The sequence below is a fragment of the Thermus sp. genome (genome assembly GCF_039793865.1).
In the GTDB taxonomy this organism is placed as follows: domain Bacteria; phylum Deinococcota; class Deinococci; order Deinococcales; family Thermaceae; genus Thermus.
Genome location: NZ_JBAMMI010000077.1, coordinates 1 through 10586 on the forward strand (window position 1 = coordinate 1; position 10586 = coordinate 10586).

Annotated in this window: 14 protein-coding genes, 1 tRNA gene and 1 pseudogene; 12 read left to right on the top strand and 4 right to left on the bottom strand. The window is 69.4% G+C overall.

The window, feature by feature from the left end:
- The first annotated feature begins 65 nt into the window (after positions 1-65).
- Both ABJK26_RS06940 and ABJK26_RS06945 read left to right on the top strand, forming a co-directional pair.
- The gene (locus tag ABJK26_RS06940; protein ID WP_347241554.1) at positions 66-446 is read left to right on the top strand and encodes a HEPN domain-containing protein; all 381 of its coding nucleotides are present in this window, start codon (positions 66-68) and stop codon (positions 444-446) included.
- Positions 403-762 (top strand): nucleotidyltransferase domain-containing protein, encoded by a 360-nt coding sequence (locus tag ABJK26_RS06945; RefSeq protein ID WP_347241555.1) that lies wholly within the window; start codon positions 403-405, stop codon positions 760-762. The genes ABJK26_RS06940 and ABJK26_RS06945 overlap by 44 nt, the downstream gene beginning before the upstream one ends.
- Here the strand turns inward: ABJK26_RS06945 and ABJK26_RS06950 are convergent.
- Together ABJK26_RS06950 and ABJK26_RS06955 are read right to left on the bottom strand one after the other, a co-directional pair.
- Entirely contained in the window at positions 759-1376 is a 618-nt protein-coding gene (locus ABJK26_RS06950; protein WP_347241556.1) for a nitroreductase family protein, read from the bottom strand. The two genes, ABJK26_RS06945 and ABJK26_RS06950, sit on opposite strands and share 4 nt — an antisense overlap.
- 108 nt (positions 1377-1484) lie before the next feature.
- Positions 1485-2447: a thiamine-phosphate kinase gene (locus ABJK26_RS06955; protein WP_347241557.1), complete on the bottom strand. Its 963-nt coding sequence runs from the start codon at positions 2445-2447 to the stop codon at positions 1485-1487.
- 27 nt (positions 2448-2474) lie between these two features.
- On the opposite strand from ABJK26_RS06955, the gene ABJK26_RS06960 reads away from it, so the two are divergent.
- The 3 genes from ABJK26_RS06960 to ABJK26_RS06970 are packed head-to-tail and all read left to right on the top strand — an operon-like array spanning position 2475 to position 5779.
- Positions 2475-3191 (top strand): 2-phosphosulfolactate phosphatase, encoded by a 717-nt coding sequence (locus tag ABJK26_RS06960; protein WP_347241558.1) that lies wholly within the window; start codon positions 2475-2477, stop codon positions 3189-3191.
- Positions 3179-3883, top strand: a complete 705-nt coding sequence (locus ABJK26_RS06965) for a WecB/TagA/CpsF family glycosyltransferase (RefSeq protein ID WP_347241559.1) — start codon at positions 3179-3181, stop codon at positions 3881-3883. The genes ABJK26_RS06960 and ABJK26_RS06965 overlap by 13 nt, the downstream gene beginning before the upstream one ends.
- Before the next feature lie 9 nt (positions 3884-3892).
- Positions 3893-5779 (top strand): hypothetical protein, encoded by a 1887-nt coding sequence (locus ABJK26_RS06970; RefSeq protein WP_347241560.1) that lies wholly within the window; start codon positions 3893-3895, stop codon positions 5777-5779.
- Positions 5780-6026: 247 nt separating this feature from the next.
- On the opposite strand, the gene ABJK26_RS06975 is transcribed toward ABJK26_RS06970, so the two are convergent.
- Positions 6027-6102 (bottom strand) — tRNA-Ala (locus ABJK26_RS06975).
- A gap of 37 nt (positions 6103-6139) precedes the next feature.
- Positions 6140-6478 (bottom strand): hypothetical protein, encoded by a 339-nt coding sequence (locus ABJK26_RS06980; RefSeq protein ID WP_347241561.1) that lies wholly within the window; start codon positions 6476-6478, stop codon positions 6140-6142.
- A gap of 63 nt (positions 6479-6541) precedes the next feature.
- Here ABJK26_RS06980 and ABJK26_RS06985 point away from each other — a divergent pair, with 63 nt between their 5' ends.
- The 7 genes and pseudogenes from ABJK26_RS06985 to ABJK26_RS07015 form a co-directional block, all read left to right on the top strand.
- Positions 6542-7189 carry a Rad52/Rad22 family DNA repair protein gene (locus ABJK26_RS06985; protein ID WP_347241562.1) on the top strand — a complete coding sequence of 216 codons (648 nt, stop codon included), beginning with the start codon at positions 6542-6544 and terminating at the stop codon, positions 7187-7189.
- Complete coding sequence (locus tag ABJK26_RS06990; protein WP_347241563.1) at positions 7186-7929, top strand: metallophosphoesterase; 744 nt, start codon at positions 7186-7188, stop codon at positions 7927-7929. Before ABJK26_RS06985 ends, ABJK26_RS06990 begins: the two co-directional genes overlap by 4 nt.
- The gene (gene rsmA / locus ABJK26_RS06995) at positions 7922-8743 is read left to right on the top strand and encodes a 16S rRNA (adenine(1518)-N(6)/adenine(1519)-N(6))-dimethyltransferase RsmA (protein WP_347241564.1); all 822 of its coding nucleotides are present in this window, start codon (positions 7922-7924) and stop codon (positions 8741-8743) included. Before ABJK26_RS06990 ends, rsmA begins: the two co-directional genes overlap by 8 nt.
- 164 nt (positions 8744-8907) lie before the next feature.
- Positions 8908-9267, top strand: coding sequence for an NADH-quinone oxidoreductase subunit A (locus ABJK26_RS07000; RefSeq protein WP_347241565.1), 360 nt, complete (start codon positions 8908-8910; stop codon positions 9265-9267).
- On the top strand, positions 9258-9803 hold the full coding sequence (locus ABJK26_RS07005; RefSeq protein WP_347241566.1) for an NADH-quinone oxidoreductase subunit B family protein: 546 nt from the start codon (positions 9258-9260) through the stop codon (positions 9801-9803). Before ABJK26_RS07000 ends, ABJK26_RS07005 begins: the two co-directional genes overlap by 10 nt.
- Positions 9804-9806: 3 nt before the next feature.
- Positions 9807-10430 (top strand): NADH-quinone oxidoreductase subunit C, encoded by a 624-nt coding sequence (locus tag ABJK26_RS07010; protein ID WP_347241567.1) that lies wholly within the window; start codon positions 9807-9809, stop codon positions 10428-10430.
- Positions 10427-10586 (top strand): annotated as a pseudogene (locus ABJK26_RS07015) (NADH-quinone oxidoreductase subunit D); the annotation flags it as partial. The gene ABJK26_RS07010 and the pseudogene ABJK26_RS07015, both read left to right, overlap by 4 nt.

The window sequence follows — 10586 nt, forward strand, 5'->3', positions numbered from 1 at the left end:
GGGCGAGGCCCCGGAGGTGCGCCTTGAAGGCCCGCATGCCCCGAGTATAGCGGTAAACTGAGGGCATGAACCGGGCTAAGGACTGGCTTCTCCAGGCGGAGAAGGACCTGGAGATGGCCGAGATCGCCCGGAACGCCGGAAGGCACGAGTGGGCCTGCTTCGCCGCCCAGCAGGCGGCCGAGAAGGCGGCGAAGGCCCTCCACCTCCACCTGGGCCAGGAGGCCTGGGGGCACCTCGTGGCCCGGCTTCTGAAGGAACTTCCCTTGGAGGTGCCCCAGGAGCTGGTGGAGAAGGCCCGCTACCTGGACGGGCTCTATATCCCTACCCGCTACCCCGACGCCTTCCCCGAGGGGCCTTCGGCGGAGCACTACGGGCCCTTGCAGAGCGAGGAGGCGGTGAGCTATGCCCGTGAGGTCCTTGGGTTCGTCCGTGCTCAGATGGCCTAGCCGGGAAGAGGTGGAGGAGGCCCTTAAGGCTTGGCTTTCCCGCCACCCCATCCCCGGGCTTTTGGCCGCGGGCTACTTCGGCTCCTACGCCCGGGGGGACCACGGGGTGGGAAGCGACCTGGACCTGGCGCTCATCGTGGAGGCCTCAGACCTCCCTCCCTGGAAGCGCCCCCTGGGGCTTCCCCTAGAGGAGCTTCCCGTGCCTGCGGAGGCCCTGGTCTATACCCTGGAGGAGTGGGCAAGCCTGCCCCAAAGGAGCCCCCGCCTGGCCCGGGTCCTCCGGGAGGAGACCCGCTGGCTTCTTCCCCCTCCCTAGCGCCAAAGGACCACCCGCTCCAGGGGCAGGCGGTGGGAGGGGTAGCCCTCCTCCGCCGGGTAGCCCAAGGCCACCAGGGCGGGGATGGCGGCGTGGGCCGGAAGCCCCAGGATCGCCTTCACCCTCTCGGGGTCAAACCCCAGCATGGGCACGCTTCCGAGACCGTAGGCCTCCAGGAGGAGGAGCAGGTACCCGAGGAGGAGGTAGCCCTGCCCCGCCCCCCACGCCGCCCGCTCCTCCGGGGTCATGCGGGCGAAGGCGTCCCGAATGGCGGCCTTCTGGGCTTCCCGCCTTTCCCCTTGGACCCCGGGGTGGAGGACCTCGTCCAGGTGGGCGAGGGCGTCCTCGAGGTCGGTGTAAAGAACGAGGACCACCGGGGCCTCCTCCACGTGGGCCTGGCCGAAGGCCGCCTCCCTCAGGGCCCGCTTGGTGGCGGGGTCCCGCACCACCACGATCCGCCAGGGCTGGAGGTTCCAGGCGGAGGGCGCCCGGAGAGCGGCCTCGAGGACCTCCTTAAGCAGCCCCTCGGGCACGGGGTCTTTCCGGTAGCGGCGGATGGATCGCCTCCTATGAGCGGCCGTCTTCGCGTCCAAAACGGGAAGGGTGGCCTCCATACGGGAGGGAGTCTAGCCCCGGGGGGTGCCCCTGTTTGTGAAGGAAAGCTCTTTCTTGGCCGACGGGAGCCAAGGCGGGAGACCGGGCGCCCGAGGGCCAGCCCCCGCTTAACCCGGGAGGAGGCCCTCCCGGGGTCCGAAGTGGGCGTACCCCTTACGGGGCACCGCCTCCCCCCGGAGGTAGACCCCTTGCCCCTCCTCCACCCGCCCGGCCCGGAAGAGGGGAAGCCCGGCCCCCCTAGCCCGCTCAAGGGCCTCCCCCTCGGCCTCTGGAGGCAGGAGGAGGATCGCCTCAAACTCCTCGCCCCCGTAGAGGACGAGCTCTAGGGCCTCCTCCTCCCTCCCCGCGAAGGCCAGGACGTCGGGGTAGAGGGGGAGGGCCTCCAGCTCCACCCGCACCCCGAGCTCCGAAAGCTGCCAGAGGGTCTCGGCGAGGCCGTCGGAGGAGTCCAGGCTTCCCCGGGGAAGGCCGGAAAGGGCCAGGAGCTCCAGGCGGGGCAAGGGGCAAAAACCGGCCTCCCGGATTTCGGGAAACCCCTCCAAGGAGCGCCCCTCATAGTGGGCCCTTATGGCCGCCCCCGTCCTCCCCCACCGGTCCCCCGCCAGGTAGACGAGGTCCCCGGGGAGGGCCTTCCGGGGCAGGGGGGCCTCCGCCAGGGCGAAGCCGGAGACGGCGAGGGCCACCTCCTCCCCCCGGTTCGTGTCCCCCCCAAGGAGGAAGGCCCCAAGCCGCCTGGCCGCCTCCGCCGCGCCCCGTACAAGGTCCACGGCGAAGGCCTCCTCCAGGTCCTCGGGGAGGAAGAGCCCGAGGGTGAAACCAAGAGGCCGCCCCATCTTGGCGAGGAGGTCCGAGGCCGTGGCCGAAACCCCCCGAAACCCCACCTCAAAGGGCTCCATGCCCCTTAGGGCCACCTCCCGGTAGAGGAAGCCGTCGGTCTTGAGAAGCCAGGCCCTCCCCTCCGCCCACACCCCCCCGGCGTCGTCCCCTGGGGGGAGAGGGGCCTCCTTGGGGTAGCCCAGGGGGGCGAGCCTCGCGAGGAAGGCCCGTTCGCCCAGGTCCTTAAGCCGCATACGCCCAGGCTAGGGTATCATGGCGGGGTGTGCCGGGTTGACCTGTGCCTGAGGCCGGCCCGGGGTCCCCTGATCCTGGTGGAAGTCCTGCCCGCGGGAAGCGTCCTCACCCGCCTTCTCGCCTTGGGGGCGCGGGAGGTCTGGGTGGCCCCGGGGCCGAAGGTGGCCCGCCTCCTGGCGGAGGCCTTCCCGGAGGAGGCCCTTCTCCTCGGGGAAGTGGAGGGGTTTCCCCCGGAGGGCTTCCACGGGAGGCTCTCCCTCCTGGACCTAGAGGCCGCCGCGGTCCGTGGCAGGCGGGCCGTGCTCTCGGCCCCCACCCTGAACGCGAGCCTCCTCCCGGAAGAAGAAGAGGTGTACCTGGCGAGCCTGAGGAACGCCAAGGCGGTTCTCGAGGCCGCCCGGGGGCTAAAGGACCCCACCCTCCGCCCCTCGGGGGCGCCCGAGCCCTCGCTTTCGGCGGCGGTGGCCTTGGGGTTTCTGGAGCGCAAGCTCGCCCCCGAGGCCCCGCCGAGCCTTCCCGCCCTCCTCCTCAAGGCCTTTCCCGACCCCCAGGAGGCCCTCTTCCAAAGCCCCGAGGGCCAGGCCCTCCACCGCCAGGGCCGCACCGAGGAGCTGGCCTGGGCGAGCCTCATCGGGGTGGACCCCGTGGTGCCCAAGCTTGCCGAGGTCCACTTCTTCCCCAAGGAGGCTTACGGGCTGACCCAGGACCGCTACGCCCAGAGGTTCGTGGCATGGAGCGCCTGACCCTCCTCGGGCTTCCCTTGGACCCCGTGGACATGGAGGGGGCCTTGGAACGCATCGGGGCCTTCCTTCAAGGGGCGAAGACCCACCAGGTGGTGACCCTAAACCCGGAGATCGCCGTGCGGGCCCAGGAGGACGAGGCCTTGAAGCGGGCCGTCCTCGAGGCTGAGCTCGTCACCCCGGACGGGGTGGGGATCCTCTGGGCGGCGAAGCGCCTTTTGGGGGTGGCCCTCAAGGAGCGGGTCACCGGGGTGGACCTCACCCTGGCCCTCTTCCGCCGCTTTCCCGGCCTTCGGGTCTACCTCCTCGGGGGGAAGCCGGGGGTGGCAGAGCGGGCCGCCCGGGAAGCGGAGCGCCTAGGGGCCAGGGTGGTGGGCTTCCACCACGGCTACTTCCGGGAAGAGGTCCCGGTGGTGGAGGCCATCCGGAAGGCGGCCCCCGACCTCCTCCTCGTGGGCATGGGCGAAAGGCAGGAAACCTTCATCCACCGCCACAAGCCCCACCTCGAGGCCCGGGTGGCCATGGGGGTGGGGGGCACCCTGGACGTCCTGGCGGGAGAGGCCAGGCGCCCCCCTCTTTGGGCCCAGAGGCTTGGCCTGGAGTGGCTCCTAAGGGTGGGGCTGGACCCGAAGCGCTGGCGGCGGGCCCCAAGGCTATTCCGCTTCGCTTACCTCGTCCTCAAGGAAAAGCGCTAAAGTGAGGCCATGCGGCGCTCCCTCGCAGGCGTTTGGTTCCTCGGCCTCGCCCTGGCCCAGGGGCTGGTGCTGCCCTTTGAGGGGGAAGGGGGCTACACTCTGGCCCAGGCCTTCGCGGAAGGGCTGAAGGCCCCGCCCCCCACCCTCCTCGCCCTCCTCCTTCCCGACCCCCCCTGGCAGGGCGGGTACGACCTGGCCGGGGGCCTCTACAGCCCGGGCGGGGCCCGCCTCGCCCGGGAAATCACCGGGGCGACCTGGCTCCTCGTGGGAAAGGAGGAGCGGGGCGGCCTGCGCCTCTACCTGGCCCAGGAAGGAGGGGTGAAGGAGGGCCTCTTCCCCTCCCCCGCCGTGGCCTGGCTCTGGCTGGAGGGGCAGGGGCTGGCCCCCCGCTTCAGCGCCCTGCCCAAGCCCTCCCTCCCCGAGGCACGCCTCCGGGCCCTGGCCCAGGGGGAGGACCCCGACCCCCTGCACCGCTCCGCCCTGGACCTGAAGGAAGGCCGGGGAAGCGGGCTTCTGGAGGGGCTTCTTCCAGAGAGGCTCCTTCTCCTCTGGCAGGGGAGGCTCCCCCGGGCCTACGAGGCCTTCCGGCTCCTCGCCGAGGGGAAAAAGGAGGAGGCCCTGGCCCTGGCGGAGGCCATGGAGGAAGGGGACGTGCTGGAAAGGACGGCGGCCCACCTCCTCTTCCGGGCCCTGGAGGACGAGCGCTGGAAGGCCTCAGCCAGGAGGCTGGCCGAGGCCTTTCCCGAACTCCCCTTGGCCTGGGAAGAGGCGAGCTTCGCCGCTTTCCAGGAGGGCAAGGGGGAGGAGGCCAAGGAAGCCCTCCTCAAAGCCCTCGCCCTCCGCCCCGACTACTGGCTCTACTGGACCAACCTGGGCTGGGCCTACTACCTCACCGGGGACCTCCCCCGGGCCATCCGGGCCTCGGAAAAGGCGGTGGGCCTAAACCCCAACGCCACCGCCTACTACAACCTGGGGCTTTTCAAGGCCATCTACGGGGACTTCCTCGGGGCCAAGGCCGCCTACGACCGGGCCCTGAGGCTGGACCAGGGCGAGGACTACCCCGAGGCCTTGAAGGACCTGGAGGAACGGGAAGAGCCCCTGGCCCTCTTCTTCCGAGCCTACCTGGCGGAGCGGGCGGGCCTGGAGGCCCCACCCCTCTACCGGGCCTTCCTCGAGGCCTACCCCAAGCACCCCGCCGCCTTCGCCGCCAGGAGGGCCCTGGCCCGCCTCGAGGCCCCCCAGGTGCGCCTACAGGTCCTCAGGCTGACCCTTATCCCCGAAGACCAGGACGCCCGGCCCTTCCGCAAAGGGGAGGCGGTCTTCCCCGTGGTGCGCCTGGAGGGAACCCCCTACCTGGGCAGGGAGGCCCTGGAAACCCTCCTCTGGCGGGAGGGGGAGGCGGTGGCCCGAGAGTCCAAGCCCCTGGGCTTCCCTCCCCTCACGGCGGCCCTGGAGGAGGTGGCCCCCGCCGTCACCCTGCCGGAGGAGGGGCGGTACACCCTCGAGGTCCGCCACGGGAAGGCCCAAGTCCTCCTCTCCCTGGAGGCGGGCCCACCGAGCCTCGCCCGGAGGCTCTACGCCCTGGGCCTCGAGGCGCGGGGCCTCTCGGGAAACCCCCTCCTTACCCCTAAGGAAGCCCTGGGTGTGGACGGGGAGCGCCTCCTCCTGGAGAGAACCCTGGAAGCCTTCAAGGAGGCCGCTCCCCTGGCCACCACCCCCCGCCTGACCGCCCCTCTGGAGAAGGGACCCTACCCGGGAAAAAGCGTCCAGGAGCTTCTTAGGGATCCCCCCCCAGACCTCGTCCGCGCCTTTTACCTAGCGGTCCTGGAAAACCCCGAACTCCTAGCAGAGAACGACGTGGTGAACGCCTTCGTGGAGTGGCTCCTCGGCCTGTAATACCACCCCAGGCTGGCTTGCGCCAGCCTGGGGGCCCCGGGAAAGAAGGCCCACAGAGGCCTTAGGGCCTTGGCCTAGGCAAAGGATTCACGCCAAAAGGGTATGAGGGTAGCGCCTCCGTAAACGCTAATCCTGGTCCTCCCGGGGAAGCCCGACGATCTGGAACACCGCCGACACCCTCTTCGTACGGCTTTCCGGCAACTCCTCCTACCAAGACATTTGCCCCCCGCCTTTGGGCGGGGGTTTTTGGTGGAGCCGACGGGACTCGAACCCGTGACCTCCTGAGTGCGATTCAGGCGCGCTCCCAGCTGCGCCACGGCCCCACGCGCCCCTTAGGGTAGCAAGGGGCCCGGGCCTTGTCTAGTCCCCTTCTTTAAGGCGCACCTCCACCCGGCCCTTCTTGTCCTTGACGGAGAGGGTGGCCTTGGCCTTACCCTTCCGGTACTCCGCCTTCCACTCGTTCTTTTTTACCTCGTACTTCACCCGCACCCAGCCCCGGCGGCGGAGGTCCTCGTCGTGGTAGCGGAAGATGGCCTCCGGCCGGGAGTAGCTGTAGACCACCAGGATACCCTGGGGCTCAGCCACCCGCTCCACCACCACCGCTTGGGGAAAGAGGTCAAAGGCGAGGGTGGCGGTGAGGCGGACCTCCAAAGCCCAAGCCACGGCCAGAAAAGGCAGAAACCAAAGCCAGCGCTTCATGCCTCTAGCTTCCCTCCTCTGAGGAACTTTAGGGTGAGAAAAGGCTAAAGTAAACTTGGACCTATGGACGAAGTCTGGCGCAAGCTAGCCGAACCCTTCCCCAAAGGGGAGGTGCAGTGGCGCATAGAGGCCCTTTCCCGGGACAAACGGCGCGCCCTCGTGGTCCCCTACGTGGACGCCCGCACCGTACTGGACCGGCTGGACAAGGTGGTGGGCCCGGAGGGCTGGCACGATGCCTACGAGGTGCTCTCCGACCAGGAGCGCCTCCTGGGGGACGAGCGGGGGGAGAAGCGGGAGCGCCTTTGCGAGGTCAAGTGCCGCCTCACCGTCCTCGGGGTCACCAAGGAGGACGTGGGGGAGGGGGACTCTCTAAAGGCCGCTTTCTCCGACGCCCTCAAGCGGGCGGCGGTGAAGTTCGGCGTGGGGCGGTACCTCTACCGCCTGGAGAAGCAGTGGGTGGACTACGACCCCGAGAAGGGCCGCTTCACCCCCCCAAGCCTCCCCGAAGGCGAGGGGGAGGGCCTCGAGGCCCCGGAAGAAGAGGAAAAGCCCGAGGCCTACCGCCTCATTGACCAGCTCCTGGAGAGGCTCAAGGAGAAGGGCCTGGGCAAGGAGGCGGCCCGGATCATCACCAAATACGGGGGCTACGGCAAAACCCCCGAGGAAACCCGGGGCCTCTACGGGGAGCTTCGGAAACTCCTCAAGGGATGAGGGTCATCGCCGTCGGGGACCTCCACGCCAACTTCCCCGCCCTTTGGCGCCTCCTCAAGGCCGAGGGGCTGGCCGACGCCCACCTCCGCCCCACGGCGGCCCTGAGGAGGGGCGAGGCGCGCCTGGTCCTCCTCGGCGACCTGGTCCACCCCAAGACCCTCCGGGACTACGAGCGCCTTACAGGGCTCTCCCCCTACGACCCCGAGGACCCCACCCACCTCCGCCTGGCCGCGGGAGCCCAGATCCGCGAGCTTTTTCGCCTGAAGGGCTTCCAGGAGGAGGCGGAAGGCCACGTGACCATCCTCCTAGGGAACCACGACGAGGCCGCCCTCAAGGGGGAGCCCATCCTGGGCAACCGCCACCTCAAGCACCTGGAGTTCCACCCCGAGCACGGGGGGCGGCCCCTACCCGAGGGGCTGAAGCGCTGGTTCGCCTCCTTCCCTCGGGAACTGGTGCTAAAGGGGGTCCACTTCGCCCACGTGGGCCCCGTACCCTGGCTTCAGGAGTACGACGACCTCTTCTACGCCCAAAGCGAGCCCAAGACCTGGTGGTTCCGCACCCCCGACTACGTGGAGCGCATGGGCTACCGCTTCGGGGTCTACGGGCACGTGCCCATGAGGGAGGGAGTGCTCCTCAAGGAGCGGTTCGCCCTCATTGACGCCCTGGACCTCGGGGAGTACCTGGAGCTTGACCCCGGGGAGGAGCCCTTGAGGCCTAGGGTCAAGCGCCTCCATGGCTAACCCCCTGGCCTCCCCCAAGGCGGTGCGGGAGCTCCTCCTGCGCCACGGCCTCTTCGCCCAAAAGCGCTTCGGCCAGCACTTCCTGGTCTCGGAGGCCCACCTCCACCGCATCGTGGAGGCGGCCCGGCCCTTCACCGGGCCCGTCTTTGAGGTGGGGCCGGGGCTTGGGGCGCTCACCCGGGCCCTCCTCGAGGCCGGGGCCCAGGTCACGGCCATAGAGAAGGACCTGCGCCTGAGGCCCGTCCTGGAGGAGACCCTTTCGGGCCTCCCGGCGCGCCTCGTCTTCCAGGACGCCCTCCTCTACCCCTGGGAGGAGGTGCCGGAAGGAAGCCTCCTCGTGGCCAACCTCCCCTACAACATCGCCACCCCTCTGGTTACCCGCCTCCTCAAAGCCGGGCGCTTCGCCCGCCTGGTCTTCCTGGTGCAGAAGGAGGTGGCCGAGCGCATGACCGCAAGGCCCAAGACCCCGGCCTACGGGGTCCTCACCCTCCGGGTCGCCCACCACGCCCGGGCGGAAAGGCTCCTTGACCTCCCCCCCGGGGCCTTCTTCCCCCCGCCCAAGGTCTGGAGCAGCCTGGTGCGCCTCACCCCCACGGGGGCCCCGGACGACCCAGGACTTTTCGCCCTGGTGGAGGCCGCCTTTTCCAAGCGGCGCAAGACCCTCCTCAACGCCTTAGCCGCCGCGGGCTACTCCAAGGCGCGGGTGGGTGAGGCCCTAAAGGCCCTGGGCCTTTCCCAGGGAGTGCGGGCCGAGGAGCTGGACCTAAAGGCCTTCCGCCGCCTGCAGGAGGCGCTTACCTACACCGAGGTGTAGCGGCGTTTGTCCCATAACGCGGGGAGCTACACCAATAGCCTCGGGCACGGTGTAGCCCTACCCCTTTGTCCCGGGGATGAGGTAGTAAGATGGGCAGGAACCTGGGCGGGTCCTTGGGAATTTGGGGACCCTGCTCGTGAAGGGATGCACGAAAGGAGGGGACCTTGGCGCCGATTCAGGAGTACGTGAACGTCCTCATCTACCTGGGGGTGGCCCTCTTCGTCGGGGTGGCGGCCCTTTTGGTGGGGGCCCTCCTCGGCCCCAAGAAGCCGGGGCGGGCCAAGCTCATGCCCTACGAGTCGGGGAACGACCCCGCCGGGGAGGTGCGGCGCTTTCCCGTCCACTTCTACGTGGTGGCCATGCTCTTCATCCTCTTTGACGTGGAGGTGGCCTTCCTCTGGCCCTACGCGGTGAGCGCGGGCGGGCTTGGCCTCTACGGCTTCCTCGGGGTCCTGGCCTTCACCCTCCTCCTCTTCGTGGGCTTCCTCTACGAGTGGTGGAAGGGGGTGATGCGGTGGCGCTGAAGGACCTTTTTGAGCGGGACGTGCAGGAGCTAGAAAGGGAGGGGATCCTCTTCACCACCCTGGAGAAGCTCGTGGCCTGGGGGCGGAGCAACTCCTTGTGGCCCGCCACCTTCGGCCTCGCCTGCTGCGCCATCGAGATGATGGCCTCCACCGACGCCCGCAACGACCTGGCCCGCTTCGGGAGCGAGGTCTTCCGGGCAAGCCCGCGCCAGGCGGACGTGATGATCGTGGCCGGGAGGCTTTCCAAGAAGATGGCCCCGGTGATGCGCCGGGTCTGGGAGCAGATGCCCGACCCCAAGTGGGTGATCTCCATGGGGGCCTGCGCGAGCTCGGGGGGGATGTTCAACAACTACGCCATCGTGCAGAACGTGGACTCCGTGGTGCCGGTGGACGTCTACGTCCCCGGCTGCCCCCCGAGGCCCGAGGCCCTCATCTACGCGGTGATGCAGCTCCAGAAGAAGGTGCGGGGCGAGGCCTACGACGAAAGCGGCCGGAAGCTTCCGCCCGTGGCCGCCTGGCGGCGGGCGAGGGGGTGAGGCATGCGGCTTGAACGCGTCTTGGAGGAGGCCCGGGCCAAGGGGTACCCCATTGAGGACAACGGCCTCGGCAACCTCTGGGTGGTCCTGCCGAAGGAGGGCTTCAAGGAGGAGATGGCCCGGTACAAGGAGATGGGCTTCAACTACCTGGCGGACATCGTGGGGATAGACTACCTGGAGTACCCCGACCCCCGCCCCGAGCGCTTCGCCGTGGTCTACGAGCTGGTCTCCCTGCCGGGCTACAGGGATGGGGACGGGAGCCGCTTCTTCGCCCGGGTCTTTGTCCCCGAGAAGGACCCCAGGCTCCCCACGGTGACCGACCTCTGGGGGAGCGCGAACTTCCTGGAAAGGGAGGTCTACGACCTCTTCGGCATCGTCTTTGAGGGCCACCCCGACCTCCGCAAGATCCTCACCCCGGAGGACCTCGAGGGCCACCCCTTGCGCAAGGACTTCCCCCTGGGCGAAACCCCCACCCTCTTCCGCGAGGGGCGCTACATCATCCCGGCGGAGTTCCGCGCCGCCCTCACCGGCAAGGACCCCGGCCTCACCTTTTACAAGGGCGGGAGCCGCAAGGGCTACCGGTCCCTTTGGGCCGACCTCAAGAAGGCCCGGGAGGTTAAAGGATGAGGGAAGAGTTCCTGGAGGAGATCTCCCTAGACGCCCCCCCGGAGGAGCCCAAGGAGCTCCGCACCGAGGTCATGACCCTGAACGTGGGCCCCCAGCACCCTTCCACCCACGGGGTGCTCCGCCTGGTGGTGACCCTCTCCGGGGAGGAGGTCTTGG